Raw genomic sequence first — 18914 nt, forward strand, 5'->3', positions numbered from 1 at the left:
AAAAGTAAAAAGTACCGTCTATCATTGTAACACGGCGGCACCTTAAAGTCAATAGATTTTTTGAGAGTGGGGCAAAAATCGAAGACTCCGTCTTGCTGATTTTTGTCCTAGCCTCATATTTTTTATTGTGAACAGCAGTGAAAATCAGTATCCGGCTGGGAGTGTCTGCGGCTGGCTTCCTCATCTGCGCTTTGGTTTTTATTGAGCATGAGTTTGCGGATGATCTTCCAATCGAAAGAGGCCGCTGTACTGAATCAGGGCTGATGATGCTGGGGCAGACTCCTTATCCACCGCCTCCAACAGTCTCCCGGACTGTTTTGACACAAACTGCGTTTGTGCTATCTCCAACCTCCAACAGTCCCCCGGACTGTTGGAGCAAGTTGAAACCAAGGGCAGCTGGTTGCGAGGCGCGAAGAGCATGAAAAGACTTACGGAGATACCGCGGCCGAGTCTTGCTCGCTTTGAGGCCAGGCATTCTCTGTCTCGGCAGGTTCCTGCTCGCTAATCTGCAAATCAGCTGCGGACCCTTGCTGTTCCAGCAAACGCTGCTGCACCGCCTGAACACGAGCCTGTAACTTGGCCCTGCTCACTCCGTCTCTGACCTGCTCAACAGCTTCCTGAGCCAGAGTCAGCTGCTCTTCAGACTGCACTGCTTCCAGCTGCTGAACTGCAGACTCAGCTGCCAGAACTGCACGCTCCTCCTCTTCCACTTCCCGCTGCTGGGCAGAAGCGGACTGACTGCTGCTGGAAGCCGCTGACTTAGCCGAGCTGGCTGTATCAGCCGAACGGACGGTGCTCCTTTCTGTCTGCGACTGCCGGCGGACCACAACCATGCCTGCAACCAATACTGCTAACAGGGCAGAGAGAATACCCAGCCGCAGCCAGAGCGGACTGCGGTCAAATCGGTTTAACATTTCTTTCATGGAACTGACCTGCTTATTTATCAAAAATATTGCCCACTTCCACATCAATGGTATTTGCCTTGACATCAATGTTGGTCACTTTCAGCAGGGACTTATAATCTAAATGGTCGCGGTTGGTCTGGGCGTTGTCAGCAAAGACAGCTACGCCGGCAAGCTCCGAATCAAACTCTGATAAGAGGCTGATCATCCCATTGACCGTACCGCCTCCTTTGAGGAAATCATCCACAATCAGGACACGGCTGCCCGCTTTAAGACTGCGCTTGGAGAGGAACATTTTCTCAATTCGGTCGCCGCTGGATCCAGAAACGTAGTTGACACTGACCGTTGAGCCTTCCGTAATCTTCAGGTCACGGCGCACAATAACAAAAGGCACATTGAGCACATTGGCCACGGCATTAGCCAGCGGTACTCCTTTTGTGGCCACCGTCATAACCGCATCAATCTCCTGATTTCTGAAAGCTTTTGCGATAATCCGTCCGATATTGTTCAGAATGGAAGGCGTACTGAGCAAATCAGACAGATAGATATAGCCTCCGGGCAGGATGCGGCCGCTTTCAGACAGCTGACTGCAGAGATTCTGAACGATGGACTTGGCTTCCCTGTCTGAGATGGACGGCGTAAAGATAACACCGCCGCCGGCACCTGTAATCGTTTCAATCGTTCCGATTTCGATTTCTTCAAAAGCGCGTTTGATGATGACAATATCCTCTGAAATAGAGGATTTGGCAGACTCATATTTTTCTGCGAAAGTATTTAAACTCGTCAATTTATAAGGGTGGTTAAGCAAATAATTTGAAATAACCACCATGCGCTCACTTCTTCTTAATTTCATTTCTTCACCAATTTAATTTATTTTCTACCATTATACCATATTGGAATCAAAAAAACGAACATTATTTGATAAACAATGCTCATTTTTCGTATTTTACTGTTCAAATTTTGGCTTGTAAAAGGAACGGCCCTCCAAAGCAAAAATTTTATTACTCATCTGCCCTGGTTCTACGAGAGCCAAGGCAGCGGTCATCATCATCATTTCTGCGTCCAGGTTGTCAATCATGTGCAGGATTTCAGCCTCCATGATTTTAGGCCGGACAGGGCTGCCGTATTCCAAAAGTCCATGGTGGCTGAGCAGAACATGCCGAAGCACAATCACTTCCTCTTTGCTGTCGTCTATCTTCAGCTCAGTCAGAGCCTTGGTCAGCTCTTCATCAATGAGGGCGATATGGCCAATCAGATTGCCGCGAACGGTATATTCTGTATTTTCCGGACCGCTGAGCTCAATGACCTTGGCCAAATCATGCAGCATGATGCCGGCAAAAAGCAGACTTTTATTGAGCTGAGGGTAAATATCGCCGATAGCATCGGCCAACTTGACCATGGTGGCTGTATGAAAGGCCAGACCCGACTCAAAGGCATGGTGGTTGGTCTTGGCAGCCGGATAGGAATAAAACTCCTTGTCGTACTTGCCGTAAAGCGCCCGGACCAGACGCTGCCAGATGGGATTTTCAATTTTGAAAATCATCTGTGATAAGTAATCCCGGATTTCCTTTTGGTCCACCGGCGGTTTTTCCTTAAAATCAGCCGGATCATTGGGCTCGCCGGCCTTGGGCAGGCGCAGGGTCAGCTGGTTGACCTGAGGCGTGTTATTATAAACTTCTCTGCGCCCCTGCATGTGCACGACCTTCCCAGCTGTGAATTCCTCCACATTGTGCGGCTGAGCATCCCAGAGTTTCCCCTCAATAACCCCTGTATCGTCTTGGAAAGTGAAGGCCAGATAGTTTTTTCCGGCCCTTGTCTGACGGACTTCTGCTGACTTAATCAGGTAAAATCCTTCAAACAATTCATCTTTTTTCATTTGATTAATTTTCATCGTCATCCCTTTCTTCTGAAAAATCAAGTAGGTTTAGATTGAGGTCCTCATCAGACAGCTCAATATGGCGGAGGGTTCGTTCAATCGCGCCGGTCCTGCGGGTCAGCAGTTCGTCAATATTGCCGGAAGCATGCTGCAGATGCTTCTGGGCCTTGGCCAGGATGCTGCCGAATTTGCCAAACTCAGTCTTGACAGAACCCAAGACCTTGCTGATATCATCCGCACTTTTTTGGATATTGAGCGTTTTGAAGCCGACTGACAGCGAATTGAGCAAGGCGGACAGGGTAGATGGCCCTGCCACCACAATCTGCTCCTCCCGCCGCAGGCTGTCAAAAAATGCCGGATTGCGGACCACTTCGGAATAAAGTCCTTCTGTCGGCAGAAACATAATACCAAAATTAGTCGTAGCCGGCGGAGCCAGATATTTGGACTTAATATCCTTGGCAAAACGCTTGACACTGGCCAAAAGGGCCTTGCGGCAGGCATCAATCTCTTCCTTGCTGCCCGACTCGTAGGCATCCTCCAAACGGTAGTAGTCAGCCAGCGGAAACTTAGAGTCAATCGGCAGGTAGACATAGTCCTGATCGACCTGCCCCGGCAGCTTAATAGCATATTCCACACGATCGCTGGAGCCCGCTGCTGTCACAAATTCCCGCTCATACTGGCTGGGGGTCATAATATCCTCGATAATCTGACCCAGCTGCAGCTCGCCAAGAATACCGCGGGTTTTGGTGTTGGAAAGCACTTTGTTGAGGGTCCCGACATCACGCGCCACGCTCTGCATTTCCCCCAGGCCGCGGTTGACAGATTCCAGCTGTCTGGACACTGTCTCAAAAGAGGTCTGCAGCCGGGTCTGCAGGGTCTTCTCCAGCTTCTCCTCCACCGTCTGCCGCATCTGTTCCAGCCGCCGTTCATTGGACTCCTGAATCTGCCGCATACGCTCATCGGTTTTATCCCGATTTTTAGTCAAATGCTCGCTGATGTCCGAGCGGAGATCCGTCAGATTGTGATGCAGATCGGTCCGCATCTCGGTCAAACGGTCGCCCAGCGCCAGCTCCAGTTCTTTTTGAACTGTCTGATTTCTCTGCCTTTCCTCCCCAAAACGGTAGTCCAGCTGATCGGACAGATTGTCTGCCTGACTGTCCAAGACCTGCTTTAGCTCCTCCCTCTGCTGACCGCTCTTCTGCCAGAGGAAGAAGGTCAGGGCAAGATTGGCCAAAAGGAGGAAAATGATGATAATTTCCATATCAGCTCCTGTCTCTACTGTAAATAACGACTGCATAGCCGGAAGCCACCTCCAAAAAAAGGGGTTCATCTATAAATTCGTTAGAAGCATAGACTTTTTTGAAAAAAAAGTTCTGTTCATTGAGCGGATATTTGGCTCCTTCAATGGTGAGGACCGTATCCTCTGCCGGCAGAAAGGCCAGATAGCGCATGCCGGCGGTCGGTTTGATTTCATGCCTGCCCTGGGGAACATAGGTCAGCCGATTCTGCGCATCCAAGAGAGACAGCTGCTGCATGTAGGGAGCTATCTTTTCATTGCTGGGCAGAAAAACATTGGCCAGCGCGTGGTCCAGACGGCCTCCAAAGGCACCGAAAATGGTCAGGCTGGCATCTGGATACCGCTCAAAACATGCCAGCACAGCCAATTCCAAGTCCGTATCATTTTTTTCAGGTTGAGCCTGAATGACCTCCTTGGCCGCCGCCTTGATTCTTAGCAATTCCTGCTCAGAAACCGAATCAAAATCTCCTACCGCCAAATCAGGACAGACCCCTTGCTCCATAAGGAAAAGACTGCCGCGGTCCACACCGACCAGTACATCAAAATCCAGACTGAAGTCATCCAGACGTCCGCCGGCAAAAAGAGCTATCCTAGTCATGCAGGGCATCCCTCAGGGTCTGGACCTGATGGCTGACGTCCCCCTTGAAAACATAGCTGCCAGCCACAAAAACATTGGCTCCGGCTTCCTTGGCAATGCCGATGGTCTTATTATCAATACCGCCGTCTACTTCAATATCAAAGTCCAGCTGATTGACCTCGCGCAGCACCGCCAGCTCCCGGATTTTGTCCATGGTTTCAGGCAGGAAAGCCTGACCTCCGAATCCGGGATTGACCGTCATGACCAGCACCTGATCAACCAGATTGAGAACATTTTTCACAGCCTCCACTGGGGTACCGGGGTTGAGAACCACGCTGGCCTTGACACCGGCCGCCCGGATCTTCTGCAGGGCTCCGTGGATATGCGGTGTCGCTTCAGCATGAATGCTGATAATATCGGCTCCGGCCCGGGCGAATTCTTCGATATGGTGCTCAGGATTGGACACCATGAGATGGCAGTCAAAGACCAGCTTGCTGTGGGGACGCAGGCTGGCTACCACACCGGCACCAAAGCTGATGTTGGGCACAAAATGACCGTCCATGATATCAATATGGGCATACTCCGCACCGGTCGCTTCTAACTTTTTCAGCTCTGCTTCAAAGTTAGCATAGTCTGCACTGAGGATGGAAGGGGCGATTTTATATGATTTCATGTTTTCTCCTTTATTTTGGGTTCTTTTTGGCAACCTTCTTGTAGGTCTCCCGGCGGTTTTCAATCTCACTGAGAAACTGCAGGTAATGATCAAAGCGGAAAGCTGCTATCTGTCCAGCGCCAAGGGCCTGCTTGACCGCGCAGGCCGGCTCATGCGTGTGGGTGCAGGTTCGGAACTTGCAGTTCTGGCTGATCTCAGCAATGTCCGGAAAGACCTGATTGAGGGCTTCAGCAGTATCCACCTCATAATCCAGCGAGGAAAAGCCCGGTGTATCCGCGATTTTGCCGCCGTTGAGACTGTAAAAACTGACCGCCCGCGTCGTATGCCGCCCCCGGCCCAGACTCTCAGAAATCTCTCCGGTTTCCAGCTGTAAGTCAGGTGCCATCTTATTGAGCAGAGTGGACTTGCCGACCCCTGTCTGCCCCATGAAAACCGTTATCTTGCCGGTCAAGAGGGGCAGGAGGTCCGCTATGCTTGTCACAACGGTATAGCCGATTTGCTGATAAACCTGCACATAGCGATCCAGCTCTCCGGGATTATCCAGCAAATCCAGCTTGCTGAGATAGATGATGGGGTGGATCTGCTTGTGCTCCAACAGCACTAAAAAGCGGTCCAGAAGATTGGCATTGAAGTCCGGTTCTCTGGCACTCATCATGACAACGGCCTGATCAATATTGACAATCGGCGGCCGCACCAAGCTGTTTTTCCGCTCAGCTATTTTTAAGATATAGCCTTCTGAATCTTTGTCTGCTGAAAATTCGACTCGGTCCCCTACATAAGGGGTCTGGCCTTTTTTACGAAAATTCCCGCGGGCTCTGGTCTGGTAGACCCGGCCGTCTGACTCCACATAGTAGAAGCCGGCCAAGGCCTTGATGATTGTTCCTTGCAAGATTGCTCCTTAAAAGTTAATACACTCATTATAACAAAAAATATCAGATTTAGCTTGCTTGTATCATGGATATTCCCGCTATGATGAGAGATTTATCCATAGAGGACAGTTTTTCTGTCAACTGACAGCAAACAGCGGAGCAGAGCCTGTCCAGAAAACAACATACTTGTTAAGAAACATCGTCTTGAGTCAGTTCGTCATAGGCAATCAAGCCCCCTTCACTGCCCGATGAATGCAAAAGAGAAAACCATCATTCGTTTCCGTACAGGGCTCCTTAAACGTTTTCGGAGATTTCGCGCATATACTATTGATATTATACCTTAAAAGTTTTATAATGAAAGCGGATACAAAACTGCGGATGCTATTTCCATTCTAAAGTCTAAAATTTTTCAAAAACCATTCTATATCTGCACCAAAAAGATTCCTGCCTTGTCTCAGCGATGAAATGCTAAGCAGAGCGGAGCTGCTGGCCTCCGGACTCAATAGCTGGTCATGAAACTCCAAAGGAAGTCGCTGACATCCGCCATCACTTGAGAAAAGGATGTGAATCTAGCATATCATCCATATAAGGAGGCGGCTTATGAACACTAAGTTTTTCTCTAAAAACAACCCTCTCGTGGCCGGTGTACGGCAGGGAAAATTTTTGACACCTTGGTTTCTGGCACCTTTTATCCTGCACCTGATTCTGAAGCTGATGGGTCCTGTCAGAACTGCCTCAACTCATTTCTTTCTGGGCTTTAATCTGGGAATTCCGGATTGGTGGAACATTCTGGATCTCTTCTCTTTCAGCTACACCATTCTGGTTTTCTTTATCTGGGTTAAATTTGTGGAAAGACGGCCTATCCAATCTATGGGCTTTCCTAAGAAGAGCAGTCTGTCAGAATTTGCCAAAGGGGTGCTGGTTGGCGCGGTCATGATTAGCAGTGTGTTGCTTATTTTTCTCCTATTGGGAGCTGCAAAACTGGATCGCATCCAGTTCAGCGGTCCTTTCTTGATTTCCTGGCTTTTGGTACTCATCGGCTATATCATTCAGACCTCTGCCGAAGAAATTTACATCCGGGGCTGGCTGCTCCCAGTTATCTCCAACAAGACCAATCTTTTCGTGGCCCTGCTGATTTCATCGGCTATGTTTTCCTACTACCACTTGGACAACAATGGGGCCTCCGTCCTGTCCACTATTCACTTGGTTATCTTCGGTCTCTTCGCAGCCGTCTATGCTCTCAAACGCGGCAGCCTCTGGGGTCCCTGCGGTTTCCACTTTGCCTGGAACTTCCTGCAGGGAAACCTTTACGGCTTTCACGTCAGCGGCTTTGACAGTGAATCCTCACTCATGTACTTCTCTACCTCCGATAACACCCTGATTACCGGCGGCAAATTTGGACCTGAGGGCGGCCTTCCGGGACTCCTGATTCTCAGTCTGGCTCTGCTTTGGGCTATCTTTATCCTCAAAAGCAGAGAGGAGGACGAAAGTTTAGACGCAGCGGCCTAATCTCCTTTCTATTGTTAACTCTGCACATCGTTATCGTCATTCAGTTTGCCTTTTATAGTCTTTTAGCCCGGCTTGCTCCGACAAGCCCGAGTCCAAATATTCGGCGATGCAGAGAGCTTAGGATAAGGAAGCTGAGGCAAAAGCGTTTCCGTCTCGCCCTGTTCTGGTAAAAACGCTGAAGGCAACTGCTGATTCCTTTGTTAACTTCATTTTTCTTTGAGTATAAAAAAGCAGCCATTGCTCATAAATGACTGCTTTTTATTAGGCTCGTATAGTTCCTCGTTTTAGTTTTCGCTCAGGCGGAAACCATGGTTAGTTTCTCTTAGCTTTAGCTGTGAGTCCGCCGGCCAAACCAAAGATAAGAAGGCCCAAAAGAGAGATCAGATAGGAAAGCTTTTCTCCTGTCTTCGGAAGAGCACGCTTGCCAGCTGCTCCCTGACTTGCCTCTGCTTTCTGAATGTTTTTCTTCGCAGTGCCTCCAGGGTTCTTGGACGGAACATGGCTCAGGGTCAGCTGAGTGCCATTGACAGCCAGTTCATAGCCAGCAATCGGGTCCGCTGCAATGCTGTAAACAATTTCCTTACCGTCCTTGTACTTAGGAAGATCCGCAAAATCATACTGCCAGCCATTGGCTTCTGACACGATCAATTCTTTGATCGGCTGGCCGTCTGCCAAGAGACGGACCGTAATCTGTGAAGGACGGACCTTGTCTTGATTGTCAGCATCTGACCATACAGCCGTTCCTTTTACAGAAACAAGCGCTGGCTGATAACTATTGGTCAAGGTGTAAGTGCCGTCTGCTCCCTGCTGCTGACTGCTGCTGTAGCCAGCAACCGTCACTTCTTCCTGAACGGTGTAGTTGATCTTCTTGCCTTTTTTATTCTTAGGCAAATCCTTAGACTCAAACTTCCAGTCCGCAGCCGCTGTTACTTCCAACTCGTCCACAACCGTATCGCCATCCAAAATCTTGACCTTGATAGAGGTCGGACGCTTGCCGTCTTGATTATTGGCATCATCCCAGACCTTTTGACCAGAGATTTTGATCGTTTCCGGAGTATAGGTATTGGTTACAGTAAATCTGTCAATCTTGGTCTCGTACTGTGCCACGGCCTCTTCTGCGAGAGTGTAGGCAATTTCCTGACCGTTTCTGTACTTCGGCAAATCCTTGGACTCAAACTTCCAGTCCGCAGCCGCTGTCACTTCCAACTCGTCTGCAACAGTGGTACCGTCCATCACTTTTACTTTGACAGAGGTCGGACGCTTGCCATCTTGATCATCTCCATCGTTCCAGACTTTCTGACCGGAAACCTTTACCTGCTCTGGTGTATGAGAGTTGGTGATGGTTTGCCCTTCTACTTTTGGACTGTAGCCTTTTTCTTTCAGCGCGGCAGCTGTCACATCGTCCTCTTGGACAGAGTAAGTGATCTGCTGTCCCTTATCAAACTGTGGCAGGTTGGTAAAGCTTGCTTTCCAAGTATTGTCATCAGTCTGATTGGCAGCTGTCAAGGTCAGCGTCGTCCCTGCTACAGCAACTGGAGCCTGGCCATTGACCGAGCGATACAGCTGTACAGTAATGGATGCCGGACGCTTGCCGTCTTGATTATTGGCATCGTCCCAGACCTTGGTGACTGCATATTCTGTCGTCTGAGGTGTGTAGGAGTTGGTAATGGTGAAGTTGTCAATCTTGGTCTGATATTCCGCAACCGCTTCTTCTGTAACGGTGTAGGCAATCTCTTGACCGGCAGCATACTTAGGAAGTGCTTTGGAGGTGAACTTCCAGTCAGCAGCGGCTGTTACTTCGATCTCATCCACAACCTCAGCACCGTTTTTCACCTTGATCTTAACAGAAGCTGGACGCTTGCCGTCTTGGTCATCTGCATCATCCCAGACCTTTTGGCCGGAAATCTTCACCATCTCTGGTGTGTAGGAGTTGGTGACGGTGAAATCTTTGATTTCCTTGGTATAGCCAGCGACGTCGTCTTCTTCGATAGAATAATCAATCTTCTGACCATTTTCATAGACAGGCAGATTTTCAAATTTGGCTTGCCACTGATCCGCAGCTGTCACTTCCTTGCTGGCCGCTTCTGTCTTGACACCGCCAACTGTCTTCATCAGCTTGATGTTGATCTTAGTCGGACGTTTGCCGTCTTGATTGTCGCTGTCATTCCAAGTCTTGCTGACTGTAATTTCCGTCTTTTCTGGTGTATAGGAGTTCGTCAGGTTATAGCCGTTGAGAGTCGTTGAATAGCCGGGTACCACTTCCTCTGTCACCGTATAGGTGATGCGGCTGCCTTCTTTGTAAGACGGCAGATTGGCAAAGCTGTAAGACCAGCCTTCTGCCTCACTGACTGTCTGACTGTGGACTTTCTGACCATCAGCCAGCAGATTGACGGTAATGGAAGCTGGGCGCTTGCCGTCTTGGTTGTCATTGTCATCCCAAGTCTTGCTTCCCGAAACAGTCGTCGTCTCTGGCGTATAGGTGTTGGTGATGTTGCTGCCGTCCACCTTGCTGGTGTAGCCCGGAACGGATTCCTCACTTACGGTATAAGCAATCTCTTGACCGGCGGCGTACTTAGGCAGAGACTTAGACTCATACTTCCATTCGTTGGCAGCTGTCACAACCTGCTCATCAACAACCGTATCACCATTCAGGATTTTAACCTTAACAGAAGCCGGGCGCTTGCCGTCTTGGTTATCCGCGTCATCCCACTTCTTCTGACCGGAAATCTTGACCGTCTCTGGCGTGTAAGAATTGGTGATGTTTGTGCCGTCTACCTTGCTGGTATAGCCGGCTACAGCCTCTTCGCTGACTGTGTAGGTGATTTCTTGACCAGCGGCATACTTAGGCAGGGCATTGGACTCGTACTTCCAGTCCTGTGCCGCTGTCACTTCCTGCACATCGACAATATCGGAACCTTTCAAGATCTTAATCGTCACCTTGTCAGGGCGCTTGCCGTCCTGATTGTCCGCATCATCCCAGATTTTCTGCCCAGAAATTTTGACTGTTTCTGGCTTGTAGCTATTGGTCACCACAAAACCGTCCGCAGCATTGCCTGTTACCTGAGATTGATAATGCTCAACGGTTTCTTCTTCCAGAGAATAAACGATTTCTTGGCCTTTTTCATACTTGTCCAAGTCAGTGAAGGCTGTCGCCCATTGATCAGCTGCCGTCAGAGTCCGACTGGCAGCTTCTGACTTCTGACCGCCGACTTCTTTATAGAGTTTCACTGTGACTTGATTTGGACGTTTGCCGTCCTGATTGTTGGCATCGTCCCAAGTTTTGCTGGCTTTAATGGTCAGTTTTTCAGATGTCCGGCTGTTGGTGACCGTGTACTTTTCCTGATCCAGCACTGGCGCTTCGTAACCGGCGGCCTGCTCTTCGCCAATCGTATAAGTGATTTTCTTGCCATTGGCATCAAATATCGGCAGATCCGCCGTCTGAGCTGTCCATTCAGCAGCAGTGCTGTCTCCCGTCACGGTGACAGTCTTATCAGCCAGCTTTTGACCATCTGCGTAAATGTCCACAGCAATCGAAGCCGGGCGTTTGCCGTCTTGATTGCCGGCATCATCCCAGATTTTTTTGATGTCCAGCTTCTTGCTGGCAGCAGAATCCATCGTATTTTTAACCGTCCTGACAGCTCCTTCCGGCTTGATGGTAACCGCGATTGGATTGCTGTCCCGGATATAGCCTTCCGGAGCCGTCACTTCTTCAACAGTGAACGAGCCTTTCTTGATTTCTTCAGCAGTGAAAGCTTCCGTAGCAGTCCGGCCGTTGGCGTCTGTCGGCGACAGAGTAATCTCCTGACCGCTCGGAGTCCTTACTTTAAAGACAGCCCCCTCCAGCATCTGGCCAGTCTTGGCATCCTGCTTGTAGAGGACCAGACTGTTGCTGATATCAGCAGTAATGACGCCGCCCTCGGTAATCCGGCTGCTGCGCTCTACTGTCGAACTCTTCTGACTAGGCCGATCGTCTCTAAACGGCAGTGTTTCGTTATTAACTTCCATCTGAGCTGTATTGGCTACAAGCGAGCCATCCGCCGGCGAAGTCGTCATATAAGTCAGCATAAAGGCATGATTACCTGGATGATTGATGGTCAGCGTGAACTCTGTATAGGTGTCATTATAGGTGACAGTATAGTCCTGATCTTTTTTCAAAATGACAGCATCGGAAATACTGGACAGGCTGGTCTTATATGCTCCCTGCCTCAGGACCAGCTGCTCCGGTACAAACTGCATCGGCGCACTGCTGTCTGGGATTGTGTCCTTGATGACAATCGGGGAGTTATAGGTCTTTTGCTGAGTGTTGACCCGCACCGTCCAATTATGCGAATAGTCACCGCTCTTGCCCAGAATAGCAGAGTTATAAGGTTTTTAGCGATAACACCTCCAACCTTAGCGTAGTTTTCACCGGCCGTTGAAAAGCTGCTCTGCCGGCGCTCATTGATAGTTACCTTATGAGTAATAGTTCCATTTGTTTCATCGGAATTATAAGTCCAGTCCTGATTGGCTCCTACTGTCGTCGCCTGGAAATCAAAGAAGAAGCTCCCCTTGACCCCGCTGGCAGTTGTTTTGGACTTATAGTCTTCCAAATTTTGAATCGTAACGGTGATGATACCGCCCTTGCCAGAACCATTGGAAGTCATTTTTGCAGCTCCCAGTTCCACCTTGGTTTCACTGTCAGTCAGGGTAAAGGCCGTTCCGTTGGCAATGGTGGCACCATTGGGCACTGTAAAAACAAAACGGTCTCCATCCTTTAACTTTCCATCATAAGCACTGAGGTCAAAAGTCAGCTCATAGCGGTAATTGCCCCCCTGAGTCAAAGTATAGGCACCATTGGCCTTGGTCGCCTCCCGGCCGTTTGTATGGTCCCAGATTTTAATCTCTGTGATGGCGTTTTTTAATAAAGCCCCTTCATCGGCCAGCGCATAACCGGCTCCCAAGACAAATAAAAGCGGCAGCAAACAAATCATCAGCCATTTTTTCAACTTCATCAGTAACTCCCTTTATTTTAAACCTAAATAAATAACTATTTCCAGTATAACAAAAGCTCTGCCCAATAGCAAGGCAATAGAATTATTTTTCAGGAAATTTTCTTTTTCCGCTTTTTCAGGCACCGGATACTCAAACCGGGAAAACTTACACTCGATAGCGAGTGAGGCAGACTCTGAAAGTGACGAATCAGACTGGCCAAGCAAACTCCTCTCATTTTCATTCGTCTTTTAGCCTCTCAAAGAGGCTGAGGCAGCCTTTCATTCCCTTGTCTAGACCTGCATAAACCGGCCTTCCTGCAACTTTCTTTTCACTTTGTGAAAAAATATTTGAATTCCCTATTGGCATTTTCAAAAAAATAGGGTATAATAGAATCTCAAGCGGAGGTGGTGGAACGGCAGACACGCATGCTTCAGGCGCATGTGCCCATCGGGTGTGAGGGTTCAAATCCCTTCCTCCGCATAAAATAGAAAGAAAAAGCCCCGTCAGAAATGGCGGAGCTTTTTTATGTTTGTACTCAAGAAAATGCTAGGGAGCTACAGTCATTCACTGCTATAGTCTTTTAGTTTGCTTTTAGCAGTGAAACTGTCCGGGGGACAGTTTCAGCCTATCACTTAACGGACAGGACGATAGGGCAGCGAGCCGCTCAAAGCACTGCTTTGAGGTTACGGATAAAAGGCCGTGAGGAAGTCTTAAAAATAGGGCTGATGGCGGTGGGACAGACTCCCCCGGGTTGTTAAAGCAAGGCTAGCTAACAAAGTAATAAAAGATAAACTAAATGACTGCGCCATCCCATACATGCTGCTTCTTACTCAAAGCAGTCCTCATCGGCCTCTGGCAGTTCTTGCTTTTTCCGACCGGACAGTCTGACAGCGATAGCTGTCGCGGTATTGGTCAGTAGCAGGATCAGCAGCAGATAGACCCAGATTGGGGCAGTGGAGAAAAAGCTGGACTGCTTTGTTTTTTCAGCTTGAATCGGATTGGACAGGAAGTCCAAGACCGCTTGGTTGTCAGTGCCGTTTGAGCGGGCATTGGCCAGGACTCCCTGGAAACGATGATTGAAGGTATTCGTATCTTCAATATTTTTGGCTTGATCTTTGATAAGTGATGCAGTCTCCTGATGGACCTTGCTGACATCCCCCTGGACCCGCTTGGCTTGGTCTGACAGATTGCTAAACTGGGTATCCATCGAACCGACAGCATTTCCATTGCCGGTGACTGTATCCGAGACGGTTTGGGTATTGCTTGCCAGACCGGTTATGATTTGGTAGAGCCGGTTGCTGGTACCGGCTGTTGTATAGAGGCGATGTCCGTCCAACTGATCAGCGGAATCGTCAGGAGATACTTCCAGAAGTTCAGGCTCTTTGTCTTTCCACTGCTGATACTGATTATTCAGTTCCTCCGAAGCTTTTTGGTACCAGTCGGTCAGGTCGGTCAGATTTTTGGCAAAATAATTTGCCGGCAAATCTTTCTCCTGCAGCTGCGGCAGACTGGCCGCGGTTTTTCGAAGCTGATTGACCTCTTTGCTGAGCTTCACATAAAGCTCAATACCGGTCTGCCGGTATTGCTCTACATCCTCTTGGTGCAGCTTATCGGCGACGGAGGCCGGCAATAGATTGCCGTACATCCTAGCGACGGAATCACTGGATGGATCAGCAACATTGACATCATAGGAAGCATCCGGGCTGCCGTAAAGATTTTTTACGCTAGTGGCGGCTGTATCAATGCGAGACAGCTGGGCAAAAATAGCAGGCAGATCCGCCTTAATCAAGGCATTACTTTCCTTGCTGCCGTCATAAAAGAACGTGTACTGCTGCGGGATTTTCTCCCTGCCAATCACAATCTCAAAGTCAATGGTATTGACCCCATACACCGGGCTGAACTGAAGCTGAAACTGAACTGTGGACGGCTCTGAAATACTGTCTGTGCTCGGACTGACAGCCGCATTTTCTGCACCTTGGCTGCTCACATTGGCCACCCGAATCGGAGTGGCAGTGTAATGGCCGCCGCCTTCTCCTTCTGATGTCATCTCAGGATAGACATGTTCCAGGGTAATGGTTTTGGATTCCGCAGCTGGCAGTTTGTCATTTTCAGCACTTAAGACCGAATAAGCAGGCAGAGACCCTGTCGTCACTCCTTTCACACTGGCATACTGAGCCAATAAATGCAGTTTTGCAGTATAGTCACTGACTTGCTGGTCTGTCAGTGCTCCCATGGCCTGCAGCTTGCTAAACAAAGCTGCATAATCCCCAGCGTCGACACTGATAGAAGCCAGAGTGCGGTTGATTTGGCTGGTGTAGTCAGCAGGCAGCTGATCCGTATTTGACAGCGTATGGATAACCTGCTGGGCCAAAGCCTGCCGAGCACTGCCCAGATCCACCCCTTCATCAACAGCTTTTAAAATCGCTCCCTCATCCTCTCCGAGAGAAGAAGTATCAATCTGCTGGCCGTTAAAATAATTCTGACCCACTTGCTCCCGCGAAGCTGCAACTGAACTGCTGATTGCCTCCAGCTCTTTTTGGGTCTCTTCCAGCCGCTTCTGATAATGCTTGATTTTTTCATTATAATCGGCCACGCTCTGAGACAGCAGCTGCAGCTGGGACTTGGTCTCATTTTTATCATCCTCTTTCTGGGGATGGCCGAAAAGATATAAAGAAGCAGAAAAGTTATTGAAGAGACTGAGATAGGCATCTTTGTCCTTAGCATACTGCTTCTTAAGGGCATCATTGGCCGTCTGCGCATTGTGCTGGATGATGCGCGACAGGTTTTGCTCCTCCTGCAAAATGGAGCCCGACTGGTCAAACAGAGTGCCGGCATTCTGTCTCAGCAGCCCAGCCGTTGAATCCTTAAAACTGGCTGTTGACTGCTCAAAAGCCTGCTGGCTGGTCTTCATACTGTCGGCCAGCGAAGCCAGGGAATCCAGCGATTGAATGCCCTGACTGGCCGGCTGATAAATGAAGGTTGACAGGGCATTGTAGATATCTGTCTCATCGCCGACAATGGTTCTCATCTGATTTTTAGCATCATCGAGATTGTTGATAACACTTGTAAAGTAGAGGCGGATCATCTCCTGATTTAAGGCATGGACGTACTCCCCAACCTGCTGGGACATTTCCAAGCTCTCTTCTTTTTTGACAGATTTCTTTACCTTATAGGAAATCTTTGCCTTCTCCGGGTTAAAGCTGTTCAGCTGCAGGACACTGCGGGAAAAGTCTTTGGGAACATAGATGACTGCTTCCAGAGAGTCGTCCTGATAGCGGCTTTCTGCCTGATCTCTTGACATGACCTTCCAGGAGGCTTCCTTGTCCTTTTTTCCAGTCAGAAGTCTGGCAAACTCTTCACCTAGTTGATAGCGGGTGCCATTCAGCTGTCCGCCCTCGTCCTGGTTGACAATCCCAATCCGAAGGTGCTGTTTCTCCTTGCTGCCCAAGGCAAAGGAAAAACTGTCTGACTGGACCATATACAGTAAAATCCCTGCAAGCGCCAGCAAGCACAGAAGGAGACCAGCTTTCCAAATCCGCTGCTTCCGCTCTTTCTTTTTATCCATATTCTGTCTCTTTCCTTTCCCAATTGTACTTGTACCGCCATTTAGTCTATCTTTTATCCGTAGCTGAAACAGTCTCCCGGACTTAGAGAAAGCCGGAAACTGCCTTCCCCTTATCTGAAACCTCTGACATGCGGATTTATAGTCTTTTAGTTTGCTTCTAATAGTGAGGCTGAGACAGACTCCCATGATGGCTGCGCCCTCACCCACAGAGGGATGGATCTTTTGGAAGATACCGTATAAAAAGTCTTTCAGTCTCGCTTTGTTTTGGTAAAAAACTTTTGGCGCGGTAGCTGATTGCTCAAAAGCTCCAGTGGAGGTTTTGAGGTTATAGATAGAGCTTCCGAGAGGAAGCAACAAAAGCACTGCTTTGAGGTTGCGGATAGGACTTGCGAAGCAAGTCTCAACTTTGTTCGTCTTTTAGACTCCAAAAAGCTCCTACATTGAGGAAAACTCTGTTTTCCTCATCCCCAACCTATCATTTTGAAACAAGAAAATGATAGGCAACGAGCTGCTCAGGAGGAAGCTAAAAGCTCCTATCCTGAGGCAGTTTCAAACGGTGAACGCTGCGGCCGGCAAAAAACTGAATCTCATTGATTTCGACCAGCGGTTCGTTAAAGAGACCGCGGCCCGGCACTACTTTCTGATCGTTAAAGATAGTCCCAAAAGTTCCCATCGGCACATTTTGGCGGAGGCGTTTGAAAAAGGGAGTAAACTTCGTTTCAATGCTGTTTTGATAGCCGTGGTAAATCAAATGAATGCCCACGGAAGAAGCTTTGGTAAAAATGGTATTCAGATCTTTTTCTGTCAGGACAATCCGATCGCCTGTCAGGTGCACATCCGGAAGGTAGACAAACATCGGCTTCTCCTGAACCTTGGCGGATTGGATGAGACTGAGCAGCTCTCCGAAGAACTGGACAACATCGGCTTCTTCCACGATGGTGTCAAAGCATTCTTCCATACCGGCAAAGCGGCCGTCAATATCCACTGCTATACGGCTGACCCGACCGGCAAAGCTGCGAAAAGCTGCCAGCAGGGTCTGCTCCATGCTGTAGGTCTGTGCAGGACTGTCATCCATCAGCAGGACAAAGTCATAGGCCAGCGGCTCAAGGGAGCGGACTTCTACACTTTCTTTGTCATAGCCAATCGGAATGCTCAGAACCTGACGCGCCTCTTCAACTGCTGCATCCTGCTCAAAGTCATCAAAGCTGATGTCACTGGCCAGCATAGGAATAGCCTGCGGCCTGTCTCCCTGCCATGACTGGCTGATCCGCTCAATACTGGCTTCCAGCTGCTGAAGCCGCTCAAGGTCAGTCTCTCCTTCGGCAGCAAGATAGACCTGAAAACGAATCGGCTCTTCCAAGCGGACCTGACCGCGGCCGGGGATGACCTGGTCAGCCAAAGCATCAAAGCCAATCACTTCTTTCTTGCTGTCCTTGTCCACCAGATACAGGACCAGCTGGGTGGCAAAATGGCTGCGCATATTTAGTTTCATACTGGTATTGCGCAGGACTGTCGCGATTAGATAGATGCCCAGACTGGCCCCCTCGCGCAGAACCTGATGAAAGAAAGGCTCAATCTGCTCTTCCAGCGGATGGTCGCGAACCGTATCATAGGAGTCAATGATATTGACAATCAGCGGCAGAGACACTCCGGTCTTTTGCTCGTACTGCTCAATAGAGGTGACCCCATACTCCGCCAGCAGGTCCCGGCGTTCCTGCAGCTGCTTCTGCAGGCGCTTGAGGAATTTCAGCAACTTTTCCGCATCATCCAGAGTAGCAATGTCCGCTACATGCGGCAGGTCTTTCAGCGGGAAAAGTCCCTTGGTTCCAAAGTCAAACAGATTAAAATGAAGCTGATCCGGCTGGTTGAGACGGGCAAAGTTCATGACCAAGGTCTGCAGGGCCTGTGACTTTCCAAAACCGGGCGAAGCGTAAATCAGAGTATGGCTAAATTCCTCCAAGTCAAAATCAAGCACGCGCTGGCTCTGCTCTGAAGGAATATCCATCAAGGCAAACGGAGCCTTGTACTGCTTTGCTTTCGTCCACTTGGCAGTCAAAATCGGAGAGACAAGGCTGTCTTTCAGCGGCGGCAGCCAGGGCTTGCTCGGCATGCGCAGCTTGACAGACTGGGCATACTGGGCAATGTAGTCCACAACGGCATCCAGCTCCGTCTCATCAGAACTGCCGTCAGTCTCTTCTTCATTCCGATAGGACAGATCCACCGTTGCCAGCTCATACTGGCCCAATTCATTGATGGTCCAAAGCCGATTGTCCGCTTCCTCCTGCCGGCTCTGAGCCGCCGGTGCATAGGGGGCCCCGCTCCATGCGGATTGGAAAAGCTCGTAGATTTCATTGTTCCCAACCTGCAGGTAGGCGCGCCCGGGCTGGGTAATGCTGGCTGCGTCAGGGGTCTTGATGATTTCATTTGAATCCGCTGTTTCGGCTACTTTCAGAGCCAGCTTGAAGCGGGAGTTGGACCAGATTTGGTCATTGACAACGCCGGAGGGCTTCTGAGTCGCGAGAATCAGGTGAATCCCCAAAGAACGGCCGATCCGGGCTGTAGATACCAGCTCCGTCATAAAGTCCGGCTCATTCTGCTTCAGCTCAGCAAACTCATCGGAAATCAAGAAGAGGTGGGGCAGGGGTTCTGTCGGAAAGGTCCCTTCTTTCCCGTCC

At 49.4% G+C, this 18914-nt stretch carries 10 protein-coding genes, 1 tRNA gene and 1 pseudogene; 2 read left to right on the forward strand and 10 right to left on the reverse strand.

Annotated elements, in window-relative coordinates; all coding sequences use genetic code 11:
• Positions 1-428 precede the first annotated feature (428 nt).
• From STRDD11_RS01690 to rsgA, 7 genes are all read right to left on the reverse strand, one after another.
• Positions 429-923, reverse strand: a complete 495-nt coding sequence (locus tag STRDD11_RS01690) for a hypothetical protein (protein ID WP_128834748.1) — start codon at positions 921-923, stop codon at positions 429-431.
• 13 nt (positions 924-936) lie between these two features.
• Positions 937-1755 carry a pur operon repressor gene (gene purR, locus STRDD11_RS01695; RefSeq protein WP_128834750.1) on the reverse strand — a complete coding sequence of 273 codons (819 nt, stop codon included), beginning with the start codon at positions 1753-1755 and terminating at the stop codon, positions 937-939.
• Positions 1756-1848: 93 nt separating this feature from the next.
• Entirely contained in the window at positions 1849-2793 is a 945-nt protein-coding gene (locus tag STRDD11_RS01700; protein WP_128834752.1) for a 3'-5' exoribonuclease YhaM family protein, read from the reverse strand.
• Positions 2783-4039, reverse strand: coding sequence for a DNA recombination protein RmuC (locus STRDD11_RS01705; RefSeq protein WP_128834754.1), 1257 nt, complete (start codon positions 4037-4039; stop codon positions 2783-2785). The genes STRDD11_RS01700 and STRDD11_RS01705 overlap by 11 nt, the downstream gene beginning before the upstream one ends.
• Before the next feature lies 1 nt (position 4040).
• Positions 4041-4673 carry a thiamine diphosphokinase gene (locus STRDD11_RS01710; protein WP_128834756.1) on the reverse strand — a complete coding sequence of 211 codons (633 nt, stop codon included), beginning with the start codon at positions 4671-4673 and terminating at the stop codon, positions 4041-4043.
• Positions 4666-5325, reverse strand: coding sequence for a ribulose-phosphate 3-epimerase (gene rpe, locus STRDD11_RS01715; RefSeq protein WP_128834758.1), 660 nt, complete (start codon positions 5323-5325; stop codon positions 4666-4668). Before rpe ends, STRDD11_RS01710 begins: the two co-directional genes overlap by 8 nt.
• A 10-nt stretch (positions 5326-5335) precedes the next feature.
• Positions 5336-6214 carry a ribosome small subunit-dependent GTPase A gene (rsgA, locus tag STRDD11_RS01720; RefSeq protein WP_128834760.1) on the reverse strand — a complete coding sequence of 293 codons (879 nt, stop codon included), beginning with the start codon at positions 6212-6214 and terminating at the stop codon, positions 5336-5338.
• 580 nt (positions 6215-6794) lie between these two features.
• Between rsgA and STRDD11_RS01725 the strand changes: the two genes are divergently transcribed.
• Positions 6795-7703, forward strand: coding sequence for a CPBP family intramembrane glutamic endopeptidase (locus tag STRDD11_RS01725; RefSeq protein WP_128834762.1), 909 nt, complete (start codon positions 6795-6797; stop codon positions 7701-7703).
• 312 nt (positions 7704-8015) lie between these two features.
• On the opposite strand, the pseudogene STRDD11_RS01730 reads toward STRDD11_RS01725, so the two are convergent.
• A pseudogene (locus STRDD11_RS01730) lies at positions 8016-12694 on the reverse strand (Cna B-type domain-containing protein).
• Between the two features lie 378 nt (positions 12695-13072).
• On the opposite strand from STRDD11_RS01730, the gene STRDD11_RS01740 reads away from it, so the two are divergent.
• Positions 13073-13154, forward strand: a tRNA-Leu gene (locus tag STRDD11_RS01740).
• A gap of 346 nt (positions 13155-13500) precedes the next feature.
• On the opposite strand, the gene esaA is transcribed toward STRDD11_RS01740, so the two are convergent.
• Positions 13501-16239, reverse strand: a complete 2739-nt coding sequence (gene esaA / locus STRDD11_RS01745) for a type VII secretion protein EsaA (RefSeq protein WP_128834766.1) — start codon at positions 16237-16239, stop codon at positions 13501-13503.
• Between the two features lie 523 nt (positions 16240-16762).
• On the reverse strand, positions 16763-18914 hold a 2152-nt coding region (locus STRDD11_RS14085), incomplete at its 5' end, for an FtsK/SpoIIIE domain-containing protein (RefSeq protein WP_277592689.1).

The organism is Streptococcus sp. DD11 (assembly GCF_001578865.1).
Taxonomy (GTDB): Bacteria; Bacillota; Bacilli; order Lactobacillales; family Streptococcaceae; genus Streptococcus; species Streptococcus panodentis.

What these genes read in the sequence shown, in the direction of transcription:
- STRDD11_RS01690 (WP_128834748.1), bottom strand. Translation starts at nt 923, where the DNA reads ATGAAAGAAATGTTAAACCGATTTGACCGCAGTCCGCTCTGGCTGCGG.
- purR (WP_128834750.1), bottom strand. Translation starts at nt 1,755, where the DNA reads ATGAAATTAAGAAGAAGTGAGCGCATGGTGGTTATTTCAAATTATTTG.
- STRDD11_RS01700 (WP_128834752.1), bottom strand. Translation starts at nt 2,793, where the DNA reads ATGAAAATTAATCAAATGAAAAAAGATGAATTGTTTGAAGGATTTTAC.
- STRDD11_RS01705 (WP_128834754.1), bottom strand. Translation starts at nt 4,039, where the DNA reads ATGGAAATTATCATCATTTTCCTCCTTTTGGCCAATCTTGCCCTGACC.
- STRDD11_RS01710 (WP_128834756.1), bottom strand. Translation starts at nt 4,673, where the DNA reads ATGACTAGGATAGCTCTTTTTGCCGGCGGACGTCTGGATGACTTCAGT.
- rpe (WP_128834758.1), bottom strand. Translation starts at nt 5,325, where the DNA reads ATGAAATCATATAAAATCGCCCCTTCCATCCTCAGTGCAGACTATGCT.
- STRDD11_RS01725 (WP_128834762.1), top strand. Translation starts at nt 6,795, where the DNA reads ATGAACACTAAGTTTTTCTCTAAAAACAACCCTCTCGTGGCCGGTGTA.
- esaA (WP_128834766.1), bottom strand. Translation starts at nt 16,239, where the DNA reads ATGGATAAAAAGAAAGAGCGGAAGCAGCGGATTTGGAAAGCTGGTCTC.